General features: G+C 57.1%; 13 protein-coding genes. 10 read left to right on the top strand and 3 right to left on the bottom strand.

Annotation, left to right across the window (positions count from 1 at the left end; all coding sequences use genetic code 11):
- Positions 1-6 precede the first annotated feature (6 nt).
- From NG653_RS10770 to NG653_RS10795, 6 genes are all read left to right on the top strand, one after another.
- Positions 7-1,344 carry a DUF2268 domain-containing putative Zn-dependent protease gene (locus NG653_RS10770; RefSeq protein WP_252741710.1) on the top strand — a complete coding sequence of 446 codons (1,338 nt, stop codon included), beginning with the start codon at positions 7-9 and terminating at the stop codon, positions 1,342-1,344.
- Positions 1,345-1,354: 10 nt separating this feature from the next.
- Positions 1,355-2,977, top strand: a complete 1,623-nt coding sequence (locus tag NG653_RS10775; RefSeq protein ID WP_252741711.1) for a M1 family metallopeptidase — start codon at positions 1,355-1,357, stop codon at positions 2,975-2,977.
- A 123-nt stretch (positions 2,978-3,100) separates the two neighbouring features.
- A complete protein-coding gene (locus tag NG653_RS10780) occupies positions 3,101-3,868 on the top strand; it encodes a CDP-alcohol phosphatidyltransferase family protein (protein WP_252741712.1) in 768 nt (255 codons plus the stop codon).
- A 68-nt stretch (positions 3,869-3,936) separates the two neighbouring features.
- Positions 3,937-5,328, top strand: coding sequence for an amidohydrolase family protein (locus tag NG653_RS10785; RefSeq protein WP_252741713.1), 1,392 nt, complete (start codon positions 3,937-3,939; stop codon positions 5,326-5,328).
- An 84-nt stretch (positions 5,329-5,412) separates the two neighbouring features.
- Positions 5,413-6,384: a sugar phosphate isomerase/epimerase family protein gene (locus NG653_RS10790; RefSeq protein WP_252741714.1), complete on the top strand. Its 972-nt coding sequence runs from the start codon at positions 5,413-5,415 to the stop codon at positions 6,382-6,384.
- 57 nt (positions 6,385-6,441) lie between these two features.
- Positions 6,442-7,707 carry a metal-dependent hydrolase family protein gene (locus tag NG653_RS10795; RefSeq protein WP_252741715.1) on the top strand — a complete coding sequence of 422 codons (1,266 nt, stop codon included), beginning with the start codon at positions 6,442-6,444 and terminating at the stop codon, positions 7,705-7,707.
- Between the two features lie 231 nt (positions 7,708-7,938).
- Here the strand turns inward: NG653_RS10795 and NG653_RS10800 are convergent, their stop codons facing one another.
- The 3 genes from NG653_RS10800 to NG653_RS10810 form a co-directional block, all read right to left on the bottom strand.
- Positions 7,939-10,962 (bottom strand): VPS10 domain-containing protein, encoded by a 3,024-nt coding sequence (locus NG653_RS10800; RefSeq protein ID WP_252741716.1) that lies wholly within the window; start codon positions 10,960-10,962, stop codon positions 7,939-7,941.
- A gap of 206 nt (positions 10,963-11,168) precedes the next feature.
- Positions 11,169-11,417, bottom strand: coding sequence for a hypothetical protein (locus NG653_RS10805; protein WP_252741717.1), 249 nt, complete (start codon positions 11,415-11,417; stop codon positions 11,169-11,171).
- A 182-nt stretch (positions 11,418-11,599) separates the two neighbouring features.
- Positions 11,600-12,109 (bottom strand): DUF3124 domain-containing protein, encoded by a 510-nt coding sequence (locus NG653_RS10810; RefSeq protein WP_252741718.1) that lies wholly within the window; start codon positions 12,107-12,109, stop codon positions 11,600-11,602.
- 206 nt (positions 12,110-12,315) lie between these two features.
- Between NG653_RS10810 and NG653_RS10815 the strand changes: the two genes are divergently transcribed.
- The 4 genes from NG653_RS10815 (at position 12,316) to NG653_RS10830 (ending at position 19,612) form a co-directional block, all read left to right on the top strand.
- Positions 12,316-15,537 carry a VPS10 domain-containing protein gene (locus NG653_RS10815; RefSeq protein WP_252741719.1) on the top strand — a complete coding sequence of 1,074 codons (3,222 nt, stop codon included), beginning with the start codon at positions 12,316-12,318 and terminating at the stop codon, positions 15,535-15,537.
- Positions 15,534-17,510, top strand: coding sequence for a S9 family peptidase (locus tag NG653_RS10820; RefSeq protein ID WP_252741720.1), 1,977 nt, complete (start codon positions 15,534-15,536; stop codon positions 17,508-17,510). Before NG653_RS10815 ends, NG653_RS10820 begins: the two co-directional genes overlap by 4 nt.
- Before the next feature lie 12 nt (positions 17,511-17,522).
- Positions 17,523-18,278, top strand: a complete 756-nt coding sequence (locus NG653_RS10825; RefSeq protein ID WP_252741721.1) for a DUF2490 domain-containing protein — start codon at positions 17,523-17,525, stop codon at positions 18,276-18,278.
- Between the two features lie 107 nt (positions 18,279-18,385).
- Complete coding sequence (locus NG653_RS10830) at positions 18,386-19,612, top strand: bifunctional alpha/beta hydrolase/OsmC family protein (RefSeq protein WP_252741722.1); 1,227 nt, start codon at positions 18,386-18,388, stop codon at positions 19,610-19,612.
- Positions 19,613-19,651: the final 39 nt, after the last annotated feature.

Consider the following 19,651-nt stretch of genomic DNA (forward strand, 5'->3'; position numbering starts at 1 on the left):
GCCCCGATGAAACGCACCGTCTTTTTACTTTCAGGTCTCCTGGCCCTTTTGCCGGGCTGTTCCACCTCCCCTGAAAAGGCACCTGAGGTAGATTACCAGACGATGCACCTGCCCGAACTGGAGGGGTTTTTTCAACTTTACCAGAGGCTATTGGAACGCGGGGCCTACCAGGCCCTTGGGGATACCCTCCAGGCGGCCAACCGGGACCTGCAGGCCTCGGAACTCTATGTGGAGGCTGCCCGTGCCTACTGGAATGCCGGCATGGAGGAAGCCACGGCTTCCATGTTGCACCGGGCTATCGACCGGGGCATGTCGAACCCGAACATCCTGGAAAAAATCGGCGGGAGGAAGCAGGTGCCCGGGGGCGCCCTGTGGGAGTCCCTGCAAGGAAGGCTTGATTCCATCCGAACGGAGTTGAAACAAGTGTCCAATTTCGAGATGAAAGCAGGTTCCATGGAACGCTTCTGGCCCTTTTTCGATTCTGCCATGGCCGACACCTCCCGGGCCCGGCAACACCTCAGGGCCTTCGTCCTTTCAGGGCCCCCGGAAATCAGGGACTTTTATGTGGTACGTTACGGAAGTATAGGCAATATGTACGGGCAGATGATCAATGCCGCCCCGGAATATTACCGGTATCTAAGGGAACAGTTCAAACCGGACAGCCTCAGGGCCCTGCAACAGACCACCACCCTGTGGATGGAACATTTTCGGGAGGTGTTCCCCGAGGCGGTCTTCCCCAAGGTATTCCTGGTGCCCGGGATCCTGAACTCCGGGGGTACCGCAACTGAAATGGGGATGTTCCTGGGGGCAGACATGTACGGCCGCTCCCCCCGGATGCCCACGGAACAACTCAGCGAATGGCAGGAAGAATCCATCATGACCTTCAGGGACCTTCCCAGAATCACCATCCACGAGTTGATGCATTTCCAGCAAAATTACAGGGACACCCTGCGGGAGGGCACCCTCCTTAGCGCGGTCCTGCGGGAAGGCGTATGCGATTTTATGGTAGAGCTGTGCTCGGGGGAACCCCAGGAGAGCGAAAACCTGGAATTCCTCGCCGACCGGGGTAACCGCGAATGGATTTTCGGGGAACTACAGCAGGAATTGTTTGAGGAAGACACCTCCAAATGGTTGTATAACGGGGATATTGAAGACCGTCCAAACGATCTTGGCTATGCCGTGGGCTATCTCATAAGCAAATCCTTCTACCAGGGCCACCCCGATAAAAAACAGGCTGTGAAAGAATTGCTCACCACAGACGACTATACCCGGATCGTCAGGGGCAGCCGGTATGCCTACCTCCTGGAACGGGAGGGGGCTACCCCCGGGGATCAGGACCTTTAAGCAAGGCGTTATGAAACAAAGACTGTTATTTGCCTCCCTCTTGTTGACAGCATTCTGGGGAATCGCACAGGAAACCTATACCCGTCAGGATACGCTCAGGGGCAGCATCACCCCCGAGCGGGCCTGGTGGGACCTCAACCACTACGACTTATATGTGGAAGTAGACCCCGAAAGCCGGAGCATTACCGGCCGGAATACCATCCGATATGAGGTATTGCAGCCCGGAAACCGCCTGCAGGTGGACCTGCAGGAGCCCCTTCGCCTGGAGGCTGCATTCCAGGAAGGCCAGGAACTGGAGGTGGAAAAAGACGGCAATGCGCACTTCATCCTCCTGGAAAAAGCACAGGATCCCGGAAGCTTCGAGGCAGTGGAAATTCGGTATTCCGGGAAGCCCAGGGAAGCGGTAAATGCCCCCTGGGACGGCGGGTTTTCATGGAAACAGGACAGCAGGGGCCTGCCGTTTGTGGCCACCTCTTGCCAGGGATTGGGGGCCAGTGCCTGGTGGCCCAACAAGGACCACATGTACGACGAGGCAGACTCCATGTCGATACGGGTTGAGGTGCCCAAACCCCTGATGAACGTGTCCAACGGAAGGCTAAAAGAAGTAATCGACAAGGGGGAGACCCGCGTTTTCCACTGGACGGTCAGCAACCCCATCAACAATTACGGGGTAAACGTGAATATTGCCGACTATGCGCATTTCGGGGAAACCTACGAAGGTGAAAATGGGGCCCTGGACCTGGACTACTACGTACTGCCTGAAAATTTGGATAAGGCAAAAGAGCAATTCCGGCAGGTTCCCCTGATGCTGGAGGCCTTCGAGTACTGGTTCGGGCCGTATCCCTTCTATGAAGACAGCTTTAAACTGGTGGAGGTGCCCTATCTCGGGATGGAACACCAGAGTTCCGTAACCTATGGCAACGGGTACCAGAACGGGTACAGGGGGTATGACCTTTCGGGCAGCGGCTGGGGGATGAAATTCGATTTTATCATTATCCACGAGGCGGGCCATGAATGGTTCGCCAACAGCATTACCTACAAGGATATCGCGGACATGTGGATCCATGAAGGGTTCACAGCCTACTCCGAAAACCTCTACCTCGATTACCACTTTGGCTCCCGCGCAGCCTCGGAATACGTGGTCGGCACCCGGGCGAGGATCCGCAATGACCGCCCCATCATCGGAACCTACGGGGTAAACCGCGAAGGCTCCGGCGACATGTACTACAAAGGGGCCAACATGCTGCACACCCTGCGGATCCTGGTTGAGGATGACGCTCTGTGGCGCAGGGTGCTCCGGGGATTGAATGAAACTTTCCGCCACCAGACAGTGACCACCGAACAGATCGAAGGCTTCCTCAGCGAGAAGACCGGGAAAGACCTTTCGGCCTTTTTTGACCAGTACCTCCGCACTACGCTCATCCCGGTGCTGGAGTACCGGTGGGACGGCGTGGTTTTGCATTACCGGTACCGCGATATTGTCGATGGTTTCGACATGCCGGTTCGGGTATTCCTCGATGGGGAGGAATCGTGGATTTACCCCACGGCAGCCTGGAAGGAAACTTCCTTTGGCCGCCAACCCGTAACCTTTGAGGTGGACACCAACCTCTATGTGATCCCAAGGGGCCTGTAAAGGGCCCCGCCCCCCCCGGTGTGTTAAGGGAAGTGCTCTTGTTTGTTTTAAAAAGGTTATCTTTGAACCTTCCCGGCTGCCTCCCCTGCGCGCTGAAACCAGAACCCGCCCGGGAAGCCCCAAATGTCAAAGCTTCCGGAAAACCAACAATTTTTAGACCTTTCGGACTATGGAAGGCCTTTTGGCCGGCAGATCGCTTCCTGGCTGGTCCCCACCCCGCTAACACCCGTACACGTAACCCTTGGATTTGCACTTTGCGGCCTGCTGGCCATCTTCAGTATCTACCAGCAGCACTACTGGACTGCCGTTTTCTTCCTGGTTCTGAAATCCATCCTGGACGCCGCAGACGGGGAACTGGCACGAATGCGGAAAACCCCTTCCTATACCGGGCGCTACCTCGATTCTGTAGCCGACATTGGGATCAACCTGTTGCTGATGTACAGCATCTGGCAGGTTACCGACGGATCCAAATGGTTCTTCCTGCTGGCTTTTCTGGGCCTGCAACTGCAGGGAACCCTATACAACTACTATTACGCCATCCTTAAAAGACGCTTTCAAGGCGACACCACAAGCCGCATTTTTGAACGTACCCCCCCGAAAGCCCTTGCGGGGGAACGCCAGGGCTGGGTAACCTTCCTCTTCCGACTGTACCAGGGGTGTTACGGCCTTTTCGACCGGGCGATCTACGCCATGGACCGCAAAGCCCCCTCGGCAAAACACCTTCCCAAATGGCTCATGACGGCCGTTTCCACTTTTGGCCTGGGCTTCCAACTCCTGATGATCGGCTTAATGCTGGCCCTGGGGTTGAAAGACTTCATTTTCCCTTTCTTTATCAGTTATTCCGGGTTTATTTTCATTTTTATCGGGATCCGCCGCTATATAAATCGCTAAATCTTTTTACCTTTTGGAACGCCGGGTTCCACCCAAAACCCTGCACATAAAAGGTAACGCCATACCCTATGACCAGGAAACTCCTCCCCTTGATGGCCCTGCTTCTTGCCGGCTGCAAGTCCTCTCCCGAAGCCGTGAGCCAATCGGCCCTGCTGATCCGCAACGTCCAAATTGTGGATGTGGAAAGGGGTACGGTGGTAGAAAACCAGCAAATCGCTGTGGACTCCGGTAGAATCGTGCAAATCGCATCGCAAATCACACATCCCGAACGCTACCCTGTTATCATTGACGGCAAGGGGGCCTATGCGGTCCCGGGCCTTACGGAGATGCATGCCCACATCCCCTCGCCCCCTGTTTCCGAAACGCGAATTGCAGAAACCCTTTACCTGTACCTCGCCCGGGGGGTCACCACCATCAGGGGCATGCTGGGGCACCCTTATCACCTCGGGCTCCGAGAGCAGGCGAAAAAAGGGGAAATCCCCAGCCCCAGGATATTTACCTCGAGTCCTTCGCTAAACGGAAACACGGTCAGAACTCCCGAGGAAGCCATGGAAAAAGTACAGCAGTACACCCGGGAAGGATATGACTTCCTGAAAATCCATCCCGGGATCAACAGGGCCGTTTTTGATTCCCTGGTTGCCGCAGCCCGGCGGGAGGGCATCCCCTTTGCCGGGCACGTACCGGTGGATGTGGGGATACGGCACGCCCTGGAAAGCGGGTATGCCAGCATTGACCATGTAGATGGCTACCTGGAAGGCCTGGTCCCCGAAGCCGCAGGGGTGAAACCGGAAGACAATGGTTTTTTCGGGTTCCGCTTTACGACCCTGGCTGACACCGCTTTTATCCCCGAATTAATGGCGCTTACCCGAAAGCACAAGGTTTGGGTCGTTCCCACCCAGAGCCTGTTCGAGCGCTGGTTTGCCCCCACGGAGGCCGACAGCCTCCTCGCCCAGCCCGAAATGAAATACATGCCCGAAGCCACCCTCGACACCTGGAGGAAAGTCAAAAAGCAATACATGGAAGATCCTTCCTGGGATCCGGAACAATGGAAGGCTTTTGATGCCCTCCGCCTGGAACTGATCCGACGCCTGGCCGCAGAAGGCCATGGCCTGTTGCTGGGGTCGGATGCCCCCCAGGTCTTCAATGTGCCCGGCTTTTCCCTGAAACACGAAATGGCCGGCATGCGCCGGGCAGGCCTGTCACCAACTGAAATCCTTCGGATGGGCACCCTGCACCCGGCACAGTTTTTCGGGCAGGAATCGGAATGGGGCAGCCTGGAAGAAGGCAAGGCCGCAGACCTGTTCCTGGTCGAAGGAAACCCTTTGGAGGACCTCGGTGCCCTGGAAACCATCCATGGGGTTATGCTCCGGGGCCGGTGGATCCCCAGGGAAGAACTGGACCGGAAACTCCATGAAATTGCTGCCAACGCTGCATCGGATGATCCCGGGGGTCAGGATTGAGGCCAGGGGCAACAGGCCGGATGCCGGTTCCCCCAACACCCGTCCGTTATGACAAGAGACCAAAGCAAGAAACCTAACCGTCCTATGAATCGAAAAGACTTTGTGAAAACCACGGCCCTGGGGACCCTGGGCAGTGCCTTCCTTCCGGGCATCCTGGGGGCAAACCCCTCCGGCGTCAGGGCATTTGAAATGCTCGACACCATCGGGATTCAGCTGTTTTCCCTACCGAAAATGCTGGAGGCAGACCTCAGGGGTACCCTCGCCATGCTGGCAGAACTGGGGTACGGGGAACTTGAGTTGTTCGGCCCGTATCCGTTCAGCGCAGCGAGCACTAAGGCCAGTTGGCAACAGCTGATTCCGCTTCTGGGCTTTTCGGGAAGTGGATGTTTCGGGGTTTCCACAGGGGAATTCAAGGCTATGGCCGGCGACCTGGGCCTGAAAATCCCTTCGCTGCATACAGACCTCGATACCCTTGATCAGCACATGCCTATCCTGGCAGCGGAAGCCCGGGCATTGGGGGCCACCTACGTGACCCTGCCCCTTATCCCGGCCGAGCGGCGCCAATCCCTGGACGATTACCAAAAGATGGCGGACACCTTTAACCGCATCGGCAAGTCGGCCCTTGATGAAGGGGTCAGGTTTGCCTACCACAACCACGGATACGGCCTTCAGGAGCAGGACGGTAAAGTTCCGTTCCGGTTGCTCGTCGAAGCCACCGATCCGCAGTCGGTCTTCCTGCAAATGGATGTTTTCTGGACTGTTGCCGGCAAGGCAGACCCCACAACCTACCTGAACGACTATGCCGGGAGGTATAAGCTCATGCACCTGAAGGACATGAAGGAACGAAAATATTTCTCCGGGGACGGGGGTGACCCGGGGCAATGGATGGAGCTCTTCCCCCTGATGGCCTCCGCAGGAAAAGGCGTTCTGGATCTTCAGGCTATTGTAAAAACAGCCCTTGAGACCGGCGTGGACCACTTTTTCGTGGAGCAGGACCTGGTGGCGAACCCACGGGAAGCCCTGGGGGAAAGCCAGCGCTACCTCGGGTCGCTTTGAAAAGGCCAGGCGAACCGCGGCGCCCGGATACCCCCGGCCACACTTAAACAATATTCCATGATCTCGCTGAAACCCCTTTTCCTCCTCCTTTGCCTGACCAGTATCCTCAATGTACTTTCGGCCCAGGTCCTGCTCAAACCACAACAGGTTTTCGACGGAAATGCCATGCAGCCGGGCTGGGTGGTTTACGTGAAGGATTCCACCATAGCTTATGCCGGGCCGCAGGACCGGTTTCAGGTCCCGGAAGGAACACCTATTATGGCCCTGGAGGGAATGACTCTGCTTCCCGGCTTGATCGAGGGCCACTCACATCTGCTGCTGCACCCGTACAATGAGACCTCCTGGAATGACCAGGTGCTGAAGGAGTCGCCGGCGGAACGGGCCATCCGGGGGAGCGTGCATGCACACAGGTCCCTGATGGCAGGGGTGACCACCCTGAGGGACCTGGGATCCGAAGGTGCAGGATACGCCGATGTGGCCCTGAAAAAAACCATAGAAACGGGGATTATCCCGGGACCCCGCCTGTTGGTCGCCGGCCCGGCCATAGTGGCTACAGGCGCGTATGGCCCAAAGGGTTTCCATGAAGGGGTGACAGTCCCCCTTGGGGCAGAACCGGCCAGCGGCGTGGATGGGGTCATTGCCGCAGCGAGGCGACAACTTGGGGGAGGGGCCGATTTCATTAAAATCTATGCCGATTACCGATGGACCCCAGGGGCTCCGTCACAACCGACATTCCTGCCAGAAGAGCTGGAAGCCATTGTAGCTGCCGCCCGGAGTGCGGGAAAATATGCTGTGGCCCATGCCAGTACCCCGGAGGGCATGAAACGCGCGGTTCAGGCGGGTGTGGAAACGATCGAGCATGGCGACGGGGGTACTGCGGAGGTCTTCCGGATGATGAAGGAAAAAGGGGTGGTCCTCTACCCCACCCTGGCCGCCGGGGATGCTATCGAACGGTATGGCGGATGGGATGGTATCACGGAATCCGACCGCATCAGCAGGAAAAAGGAAAGTTTCCGCCTGGCACTCGCATCGGGGGTGGCCATAGGATTCGGCGGGGACGTTGGGGTATACCCGCATGGGGAAAATTACCGGGAGCTTGAACTCATGGTGGCCTATGGGATGGAACCCCTGAAGGTCCTGCAGGCGGCAACGGCCGTAAATGCCCAAACCTTCCACCTCGATCGGCTGGGGCGGATCTGTGCTGGCTTCCTGGCCGACCTGATTGCCGTGCCCGGCGACCCTTCGAAAGATATCCGGGCGCTGAGGGATGTCCGTTTTGTGATGTTCAATGGCAGGGTAGTCAAGGGAGGTCCCCGGGAATAAAGGTCCTTGTCGCCTCAAAAGGGACCGGAGCCGATTTCTGGCTGTGGATTGGGGTAAAGCACCGGTTTTTTTTAAGGTGGTGCCCCCCCTCCCCCAAAATCGAAAATACGCCCCTGCCCTGCAACCTGCACGCAGGAAGGAAAAAAAAAATCAATCGCCCAATACCCCTAAACTCCCAGATTACCTGGCCAGCAGAAAACCCCGGGAGCCTGGAACAGGTTAGCCGGTGCGTTACTCCTCCAATTCCCTTTTAAGGGCCTCCAACTGGGCACTCAGGGCATCAAACCGGTCCAGGGCATCTTTTCCGGGGGCCTGGTCGGCCTGGTCCATCATGGAATAAAGGTAGCGCCACTGATCGGCCAGCATGGGCTGCATGTAAATCCCCTCCTGGGTTTCTATCCGGCTCATGACCTGCCGAAGGGTTTCCAGCTTTCGTTTTTCAGCCTCGGAAGGGGCGGCAGATTTCTGCAATTCTTCAATTTTTTTCTCGAGGTCGTGCTGCAGCCTTAGCGTTTCACTGACCTTGTCACGGATTTTGAGCAGGAATCCGACCTGGGCATCCACTTCGGATTCGGTTACCCCGGAAGCAACCACCCTGGGGTCGAGGACCAGTTCAAAGGGCGCGCTTGCCTGGGCCTGCCCGGTATGGAGGACCGCCGTATACCGCCCGGGCCCGGCCATGGGGCCATTTTCGTACCTGCGGTTTTCCTGCGGGGACCAGGGGCCGGGCAGGGTCATGTCCCAATGGAACCGGTTGAAACCGGGATTTTTTGTAAGGTCTTTCGATACCCGGAATTCGGTGAAATTCGTAGCCATGTCCCGCTCGGCCCCGGTTCCGCTTTCGGACAATGCGTCACTGGTAAAGGCGGCCAGGACGGTACCTGAAGCATCGCGGATTTCCAGGTGCACAGGGCCTGGCACCGCCTCCGGAAGTACATAGTCAAAAATAACCGAAGGCTTTGGATACCTGGGGGTTTCACTGTCCCAGGCCCCGGAAGGGGTCCGGTAGCGGACAGTCGGTTCAGGCTGGAAAACCGCGGGGGCCTCGGGGGCTTTTGCTTCCATCTGTCGAAGGGCCGTGATGCGATCGAGGACCCAGAAGCCCCTTCCCATGGTGGAGAGTACCAGGTCGCCCCGGTGGATTTTCAGGTCCGTAATGGGGGTAATGGGCAGGTTTTGCTGGAAGGGTTTCCAGGTCTGTCCATCATCCATGGAAAGGTACATCCCATCTTCTGTCCCGGCAAAGAGGAGGCCTTCCCTCACCGGGTCCTCCCGAACCACTCGCACAGGGGTCCCGGAGGGGATACCATTGGTCCCGGGGGTAAGCAATTTCCAGTTTTTGCCGTAATTCTCAGTTTTGAACAGGTAGGGCTTAGGGTCCCCCAACTGGTATCGCAGGACGCAGACATACGCTTTTGCCGGGTTGTGCGGGGAGGGTTCCACTGCATCGACCCGCCCGCCCGGGGGCAGGGCTTTCGGGGTAACTGCCTCCCAGGAACTTCCCCCATCGCGGGTTACGTGTACGGGCCCGTCGTTGGCCCCTACCCAAATCACCCCTTCCTGCAACGGGGATTCCCTGATGGCGTAAATTGTGCTGTAGAATTCCTCCCCGGTGACGTCCCTGGTAATGGGTTCCCCGGAGACCACTTGTTTGTCAGCTTCGAAAGCCGTAAGGTCGGGCGAGATGATTTCCCAGGTTTTTCCTTCATCTACCGTTTTATGCACATACTGGGAGGTGTGGTAGATGACCTTCGGGTTGTGCGGTGAAACATGGATGGGGGATACCCGCTGGAAGCGGAATTCCAGGTCCCGGGGGTTATGGCCATACATGTTGGCAGCCCCCACATAATACGACTGTTCGGTGCCGGTGCGCTTGTTGTAAACCGTAAACCGACCCTTGCAGTTGGAATACACTATATCGGGGTTGGTCGGGTGGGGTACTGCCGGACCGGTCTCGCACCCTCCGGTATTGATGATGTAGCCTATCCCTTCAGCCTGCACCCCGTAAGGCGGCATACTGGGGACGGCCACGGTGGAATAGTTATCCTGCTGCCCCCCGTAAAGCCAGTACGGGTACTGGTTATCGACCTCCACCTGGTAGATTTCCGCTGTGGGCTGGTTGAACTGGGTAGACCAGGTTTGTCCCCCGTTGAAGGTGACGTTGGCCCCACCGTCGTTGCTTTGTATGAAAAGGTCCGGGTTGTCGGGGTTGATCCACATATCGTGGTTGTCGCCGTGCGGGGGCCGCATTCGGCTCCACGTTTTGCCGCCATCCTCAGACTTGAAGTACCCCGTTGCCATGGCGTAGACAATATCGGGGTTTTTGGGAACAACCCTGATATTGGTATAATAGAAGGGCCGCGTGCGAATGCCATTATGGGATGAAACCTGCGCAAAGCTCTCCCCCTGGTCTTCCGATTTGTACAGGCCGCCCTCCTCTCCCGGGGCTTCCACCAGCGCATATACGATACGGGAATCAGACGGGCACACTTCAATGTCAATTTTTCCTATCAACCCGGTGGGAAGGCCTTTTTCTATTTTAGTCCAGCTGGCACCACCATCGAGGCTTTTATAGATACCGCCTTCTTCCGGGGTCCCGCCGCTGATAATCGTCCATGGGGTCCTTTGGGCCTTCCAGGCTGCAGCAAAAAGGACATTTGGGTTGGTAGGGAGCAATTCCACATCGGAAACCCCGGTCCGGTCCGAGATCGAGAGGACTTGTTTCCAGGATCGCCCCCCATCGGTTGTTTTATACAATCCCCGTTCCGTACTGGCCTGGAAGGCTTTCCCGATGGCAGCCACATACGCCGTGTTGTGGTCCTGGGGGTGGAGGCGTACCCCACCGATCTGCCCGGTTTGCCCCAGCCCGATGTGCTGCCAGGTTTTGCCTGCATCGATGGATTTATAGACCCCTTTCCCCTCAATTACGTTACTGCGAAGGCCGTCGGAACCTGTCCCCACATAAACGATGTTGGGGTCATTTTGCGCCACGGCAATCGCCCCGATGGAAGGGGTGCTGAAATACCCGTCGGATTTATTTTGCCAGCTGGCCCCATAATCTTCTGTTTTCCAAACCCCGCCTCCCGTGGCTCCAAAATAAAACGTACCCGGATGGGAAGCCACCCCGGCCACCGTCGTAACGCGTCCACCCCGGTAGGGTCCCAGTTCGCGGTATTGCAGGGCGGAAAAATCCTGGGCCATCAGGGGTGTTGCGGCCATCAGGAAAGCCAGGAGGAAAAAAAGAGTATTCTTCATGGGTTTGAGGCTTTAGATAGGGACGGAAGATACGGATTGTTTGGAAAATGAGGGTGAATTTTTAATCCGCCATACTGCAAGGGGATTATCCCGGAGGGGGGTAATTTTGTTCCCGGGGGTGGGGGGCTTAGGCCCCAAAAGTTGTCGGCGGGAAACCTGTCCTTATGGATCTTTCAGCCCCAAAGCAGGGTCAAAATACCCTTATCTTATTTCAAGTACAGCTCGGTGAAATGCTTCATGTGCATCCCGGGCAACATCATCTTCCAACGGTCTTTTTTCGAAATAATCCCCTTGGCCGCCAGGCGGGACCCATCGATCCAGGTCCTGTAGATCAGGGCATATGCAACGATCAGGATCAGGAGGGTCCCCGGGCCGATGGCGTCCTGCCACCGCAACAACAGGATCAGCCCCAGGGGTATAAAAACGGCGAGGTAATAGAGGACTAAATTTTTCACAAAAGAACTTTTCTCACTCCATAAAATTACAGAATTACAGCGGATAATCGGGATGGAATCGGGATATTCGGCATAGTGAATTTCCCGGGTGCGGATGACTTCGGATAAGCTGCGCATGGGCGCTTTCTTTCAAAAAACCTAAGGATGCAGGCGGGTTGTGCACTTTAATGGCAGGGAGAGCACTACTTAATCCGCCTGCCCTGGGTGGTGAAGGATAAGCCCTGTTGGCCGGACGTTGATATCATAATGGCTTCAAACAGTGGTTCCGGTACGCCGGGAAGCACCGCCCAGTCAAAAATAAAATTGGCCCCAGTACCCCCTTCCCTGTCGGTCTCTTCAATTACGATCTCCACCGTTTCCATTGGGGCCACGAAGATAGTCCGGTCAAAATAGGTTCTTATTGGTGCCCCATGGGTGTTGAAATAGGCCGCCTTTTGCAAAAACAACGTATCCGAAAGGCTTGTGTTGCGCATGCTCACCGTAACCGTGAGGTCATGGGTCCGATGCTCCGTCAGGCTGTAAACCTGAGAGTAAACCGAAAGGTAGGTGGTTCCCCGCTCCAGGGAATCTGGCAAGGTCGCGGTTGCCCTCCGATTTTCCCAGTTCACAGGATTGGTGGAACTAAGTGTGCCTTCGTCGTTACAGGAATACGCAAGGAAACCAAGTAGCAGGAAAATAAATAGGGATTTCATAGGCTAGAATCTAAATCCAGGGCCTGAAAGCAAAGGCCCTGGCCCAGATAGTCTTTGGTAACGAAGGTACTTTTTTTTCGCTGTTTTTAGTATATCCTACCCGTAAACCAGACATTGGATCACCCCCTTAGGCCGGGTCCGTTAACACACTTTTAAGAGTTCCACCCTCCGTTTTTGGTATCTTTAGCCGACCAATTCCTAACCCTATGAAAAAACTATTCCCCCTGCTGTTGCTGTTCGCAACGGCACCGTTTTTCGGACAACAATTTGATATGACCCTTGCGGGCGACCTCAAGCCCCGGAACATAGGTCCCGGAGGGATGAGCGGCCGGGTTACGGCCATAGACGTGGTGACCGCTGACCCCGACATCATGTATGTGGGCACCGCATCGGGCGGCCTGTGGAAGTCAGCCTCCGGGGGGATCCGGTGGGAGCCCATTTTCGATAAGGAGGTTACCGCCTCTATCGGGGCGGTGGCCATCCAGCAGTCGAACCCCTCCGTGCTTTGGGTGGGTACCGGGGAGGGCAATCCCCGCAATTCCCTGAATGGCGGGTACGGCATATACCGCTCCCTGGATGCCGGCCGGTCCTGGCAGCGCATGGGCCTTGAAGAAACCCGGCATATCCACCGGATCCTGATTGACCCCACCGACCCCAATACCATTTATGTGGGCGCCATTGGATCGCCCTGGGGAGAGCATCCACAACGGGGGGTTTACAAAACCACCGACGGGGGAAAAACCTGGGATAAAATCCTGTTTGTCAACAACAAAACAGGGGTGGCCGACATGGTTATGGACCCCGCCAACCCCAACAAGCTCATGGTGGCCATGTGGGAACACAAGCGGGACCCCTGGTTCTTTAAATCGGGCGGACCGGGTTCAGGCCTGTACATGACCCATGACGGGGGGGTTACCTGGAAGCAATTGGGGGAGAAGGAAGGGTTGCCCAAAGGGGAGCTGGGCCGGATGGGCCTGGCAATCGCCGGGGGGAAACCCAATGTGGTTTACGCCCTGGTCGAGGCCAAAAAGAATGCCCTTTACCGGTCGGAAGACGGAGGATTCTCCTGGAAAAAGGTCAATGACGGAAACGACATCGGCGACCGTCCGTTTTATTACTCCGACATTTTTGTGGACCCGCAAAACGAAAACCGGGTCTATTCCGTATTCACCTATGTGAATGTTTCCGAAGACGGGGGACGCAGTTTCAACCAGCTGATGCCGGCCTATGGCGTCGATAACGGGGTACACCCCGACCACCACGCCTGGTGGATCCACCCGAAAAATGGCCAGTTTATGATCGACGGGAATGACGGGGGGATGAACATTACCCGCGACGGGGGGAAGTCATGGCGTTTTATAGGGAACCTGCCCGTGGGGCAGTTCTACCATGTGGCCGTGGACCAGGAGTTTCCCTACAATGTGTACGGGGGGATGCAGGACAACGGTTCCTGGCGGGGGCCAGCCTATGTTTGGAGGGCCCAGGGCATCCGCAATTCCTACTGGCAGGAAATCGCCTTCGGGGATGGGTTTGACGTGGTCCCGGACCCTGAAGATTCGCGTTACGGGTACGCCATGAGCCAGCAGGGCTTTGTGCAGCGATATGACTGGATGACCGGGAATGACTATACCGTGCGCCCCACGCCCCCGGACGCCACCACCGAATTGCGGTTCAACTGGAATGCAGCCATAGGACAGGACCCCTTCAACCCATCCACGGTTTACTTCGGCAGCCAGTTCGTCCATAAAAGTACCGACAAGGGCCTGACCTGGGAGGTGATCTCCCCCGACCTGACCACCAATGACCCCGAAAAGCAAAAACAAAGCGAAAGCGGGGGGCTTTCCATGGATGCGACCGGGGCCGAAAACCACTGCACCATCCTGGTGATCGAACCTTCGCCTGTGGAATCCGGAATGCTGTGGGTGGGTACCGATGACGGCCGGGTGCACTACACCCCCGATGGCGGCACTTCCTGGACGGAAGTGACCCAAAACCTGAAAGGGCTGCCCAAAGGGAGCTGGATTGCTCAAATAAAGGCCTCCGGGCGCAATAAGGGGGAAGCCCTGCTGATTGCCAACGATTACCGAAGGTATAACTTTACCCCTTACGCGTACCGCACCCGGGACTATGGAAATACCTGGGAGCGCATTGTTGATGGAAACGATGTGGAGAGTTTTACCCTTTCGATTGTGGAAGATCCCGAAAACCCGAACCTGTTGTTCCTGGGAACCGACGATGGGCTTTACCTCTCACTGGACGCGGGAAAATCATGGCAGAAGTGGACCCGGGGCTATCCGACGGTGCCCACCATGGACCTGGTGATACACCCCAGGGAGCACGACCTGGTGATCGGTACGTTTGGAAGGGCCTTCTGGGTACTCGACGATATCCGTCCCCTCAGGGCTTTGGCTGAAGACCCGACCGTGATGAACCAGCCCGTCCGGCTTTTTCCTTCCCCAACGGCCTACCTGGCTGCCTACCAGCAACCCTCCGGAAGCCGCTTTGGGGCGGATGCCATTTTCAATGGGGAAAACCGGGAAAATGGCGCCATGATCACCTATTATCTGAAGGAAGGGAAAAAGGCCGGCGAGGTACAGGAAAAACCGGAAGAAAAAGAAGCACCGGAAAATGGCGATTCCGACCCGGAAACATCCTCCGCGAAGGTGAAAACAAAAGACTCCGTGTTCCTGAAAATCTACGACGGGGAGCGGCTGATACGGACGTTGAAATTTCAAACCCCGGATTCGGCAGGCTTTCACAGGGCCTACTGGGGGCTGGACGAAGCCGGCCCCGACCGCCCTTCCCGCACGTTGCGCAAGCGCACCCGCGAACCCGGGGGGGTAACCGTCCTGCCCGGCACTTACCGGGTGGTAATCGAGCTCGGGGAGGCCCGGGATGAGACCACCGTTAGGGTTGAAGCCGATCCCCGCCTGCAACAATCCCCTGCTGCCCTGGAAGCTCAGTACGCTGCGGTGAAAAAACTGGACTCGTATATGCAAACGGCCGCTGATGCCGTAAAGCAGCTCCTGGAGAGCAAAAAAGTGGCCAGTCAGTACGAGAAGGAAATGAAAGACCTGGATAAGGAGAAGTTCAAGGAGCAGATCAAGGCCTCGGGCGAGATCAGCAAACAAATCGACTCCCTGCTGGATCGCTACCTGGGGAAGGAAGACAAACGTCAGGGGATTACCCGAAACCAGGAAATGACGGTGGTGCGCCGGATTTCCAATGCTTACGGGTATGTGGGGAGCCGCCCCTCCGGGATGACGGCTACCGAAGCCCGCCTGATGGAATTTGCCGAAGAGGACCTGAAGAAGGCCCTGGGGGAAACCAACGCCTTTTTCGCGAATGCCTGGAAAGCCTATCGGGAATCCATGCAGTCCCTTGACCTTTCCCCCTTCAAGGAAACCAAAACCCTGACCCTGGAATGAATGCAGCCACAGCCTACCCCCTGCGGATGAAATTATCCTTCCTCGCCATCGGCGTTGCCCTGGCCGTGTTGGGTTGCAAAAAGGAAGCGGCGGCGCCCACGGTGGCGCAGTCCCTTAAGGCGTATACCATCGAACAGATGATGGACAATGAAAGTGTGGGCGGGGGCAGTTTTTCCCCGGACCAATCCAAACTGCTGGTCCACAGCAACCGTTCGGGCATCTACAACCTCTATACCGTACCGGCAGCCGGGGGTGAGTTTACTGCGCTAACCGCCTCTGACAGCTCTTCCGTATTTGCCATCTCCTATTTTCCCCGCGATGAGCGCATCCTGTTCCGAATGGACAACAATGGGGATGAGGTATTCCACATCTACCTGCTGGAACCCGACGGGTCGCACCGCGACCTGACCCCGGAGGAAGGCGCGCGATCCCTGTTCTACCGTTGGGCAAAAGACAAGAATTCGTTTTACTTCGGTTCCAACAAGCGGGATGCCAATTTCATGGACCTGTACCGCATGGACCTGGAAACCTTTAAGCCCACCCTGCTCTTCCAAAATGACGGGGGGTACGAATTGGAGGCCATTTCCCCCGATGAGCAATACCTTGCCCTGGCCAAATCCATCAATACCAACGATAGCGATTTGTTCCTATACCATCTTGGGGAGGGTACCACCACCCGCATCAACGCGGGGCAATCGGCGAATACCGCCCAGGATTTTACCCCGGATAACACGGCCCTGCTCTACACCACCGACGACGGCTCAGAGTTTGCCTACCTCATGAAATACCACCTGGCCGACGGGACCCGGGAAAAGGTATTACAGCGCGACTGGGATATCACCGGGAGCAGCTTTACCGAAAATGGGAAATACCAGGTAACCTACATCAACCAGGATGCCAAAACGACAATCGAAGTGATGGAGGCCGGGACAGGAAAACAGTTGGAATTGCCTATTCCTGAAGGGCTGGACCTGAGCAGTGTGGCCTTCTCCGACGATGAGCGAACCATGCGTTTCTTCGCCGGGGGCTCCCACTCCCCTGCGAACCTGTATGTCCTGGACCTGGAAGACCAACAGATGGTCCGCCTGACCGACGTCCTGAACCCGGAAATCGATCCGGCCCACCTGGTCCGGGCCGAAGTGGTGCGGTTCCCGTCCTTTGACGGCCTGGAAATACCCGCCATCTATTACCGGCCGCATCAGGCTTCCGAAACGCAACCGGCCCCTGCCCTGGTCTGGGTACATGGGGGGCCCGGCGGGCAATCGCGACAGGGCTTTAACCCCCTGATCCAGTACCTGGTCAACCACGGGTATGCGATCCTGGCGGTGAACAACCGCGGGAGTTCGGGGTACGGGAAAACCTTTTACCAGATGGATGACCTGAACCACGGCGACAAGGACCTGAAGGACTGCATAGCCGGAAAAGACTGGCTGGCGGGCCTGCCCGTCATAGACGGGGAAAAAATCGGGATCATTGGCGGCTCGTATGGGGGCTACATGACCATGGCCGCCCTGACCTTCGCCCCGGAGGAGTTCGGCGTGGGGGTAAATATCTTCGGGGTGACCAACTGGATCCGTACCCTGCGTTCCATCCCGCCCTGGTGGGAATCGTTCAAAGAGGCCCTCTACAAGGAACTGGGAGACCCGTACAGCGCCGACTCGGTGCGGCTAAGGGCTATCTCCCCCCTGTTCCATACGGAGCAGGTAACCCGGCCGCTTATGGTTCTTCAGGGCGCCCAGGACCCCAGGGTATTGCAGGTGGAGTCCGACGAGATTGTAGCGGGGGTGCGTAAAAACGGGGTTCCCGTGGAATACGTCCTGTTTGAAGATGAAGGCCACGGCTTCCTGAAGAAGGAAAACCAGGTGGAAGGCTACCGAAAAATCCTGGAGTTCCTGGATACCCACCTGAAAAATGCCCCCGTTTCCCCGATCCGGGACAACCCCATGGAAGGGGGGGCACTGGAAAACGAATAAAGACCCCGGCGTTTGAGCATACGAAACAGGAAACAACAAGGGAAATTCAAGGCATGTTGGCTCGCCTGCCTGCTGGTGCTCCTTTTGGGCAGCCTTCAGCCCATGGCGGGCCAGCAGACCGGTGAAAACGAGCTGGGGGGGTGGTATATGTATTTCGGCACCAACCGCCTTTCACAGCGGTGGAGTTTGCATACCGAAGCCCAATGGCGTCACTACCAGTGGAGAGGGAATTTCAACCAGCTGCTGTTGCGCACCGGCATGAACTACCATATCAATCCGGAAGCCATAGCCACCCTGGGGTATGCCTATATCGGCACCGACCCGACTTTTGAAGAAAAGCCGTCGCAGGAGGCTGCCTTCGAAGGGAATTTTTTCCTGGAACACCGGATTTTTGAGCAATTTATTTTGCTCGACAGGATATGGGAATTCCGGATCGAACACCGATACCGCCTGGAACAGCGTTTTCTGGACTTCGGCGGGGATTCCGACCTCCAGCACCGGGCGCGCTACCGCCTGCAACTCACCCTTCCCCTTACCAACACCTTCTTCGTCAATTTCTACGATGAAGTCTTCCTGAACCTGCAGGACGAGATTTTCGGGCAAAACCGCCTCTACGGGGCCCTTGGGGTACACCTGACGGATAACAGCAACGTGCAGGTTGGGTATTTGAAAAACCATTTTCAGGGAGCGGACTTCGACCGCCTACAGGTAGCCCTGTTTTACAACCCCGACCTGCGGGGCCTTTTCAACAAGGCCAAACGCGACTAAGCCCGGGGCAGCCATCTGTATTTGCTGGGGGAGCCCTTGCGGCCTTAGGGAGCCTACCCTTGACAGGTACCGTTTATTTTTACGACCTTAGGGCAAAGGACCCTTCCATGAGAACCCAAAAAGTACATTTTGAAAATCGCCAGGGCCACCGCCTGACCGGACGGCTGGTCCTTCCGCCCAACCGCCACCCGCACCATTACGCCCTTTTCGCCCATTGTTTTACCTGCAGCAAAAACCTGGGTGCGGCCCGTCAGATCAGCCAGGCCCTGGCGGGGATGGGGTTCGGCGTGCTGCGGTTCGACTTTACGGGCCTGGGGGAAAGCGAGGGCGATTTTTCGGACACCAACTTTTCCGGCAATGTGGAAGACCTGGAAGCGGCTGCGGCCTTCCTGAAACGGGATTATGAGGCCCCCGCCCTGCTTGTGGGGCATTCCCTGGGCGGTGCGGCCGTACTTTTCGCAGCCACCAGACTACCCACGGTACGGGCGGTGGCTACCGTGGGGGCGCCTTCAGACCCGGATCACGTCACCCGCCTGCTCAAAAGCAGCCTGGAAGAAATCCGGGAAGAAGGCATGGCCAGGGTCAACATCGGCGGCCGTGGGTTCACCATACAGCGGCAATTCCTCGAAGACCTCCGGAACCACTCCCTGGATCGGGCGATCAAAGGCCTGGAAGCCTCCCTGCTGATCCTGCATTCCCCCCAGGACCGGGTGGTTTCCGTGGACAATGCCGAGAAGATTTATCGCGCCGCCCGCCACCCCAAGAGTTTCCTGAGCCTGGACGGGGCAGACCACCTCCTGAGCCGGGCGGAAGACGCCTCCTATGCAGGGCAGGTCATCGGGAGCTGGGCCTCCCGATACCTGGAAAGGCAGCGGGAAGAGCCGCTGAAAAGCGACCATCAGGTGGTGGCCAGCCTCGACGCGGAAGATGGCTTCACCACCCGCATGAAAGTGGGAAACCATTACCTGACCGCAGATGAGCCGGTCTCCTATTCGGGAAATGATTTCGGCCCTTCCCCATACGAATTGCTTTCGGCCAGCCTGTCGGCCTGTACGGCAATGACCCTTCAAATGTATGCCCGCCGAAAGGGCTGGCCCCTGGAAAATGTGGAGGTCCACACCTCATACGCCCGGGAGCACGCCCGGGATGGGCTGGAATGCATGGAGGACCCGAATGCAAAAATTGACACCTTCCACCGCGTCGTGGAATTCTCCGGGGCCCTGGACAAGGACCAACGCTCCCGCCTGTTGGAAATCGCGGGGCGCTGTCCGGTACACCGGACCCTGGAGTCCCCCATCCAGGTCCTTACCCGGGAGGCGGAAGATCGCCCGTAAAGCGCCGGTTGACAACCACTGCTGAATTCCGTATCTTTA

Origin of the sequence: Robiginitalea marina (genome assembly GCF_024006985.1) — a bacterium.
In the GTDB taxonomy this organism is placed as follows: Bacteria; Bacteroidota; Bacteroidia; order Flavobacteriales; family Flavobacteriaceae; genus Robiginitalea; species Robiginitalea marina.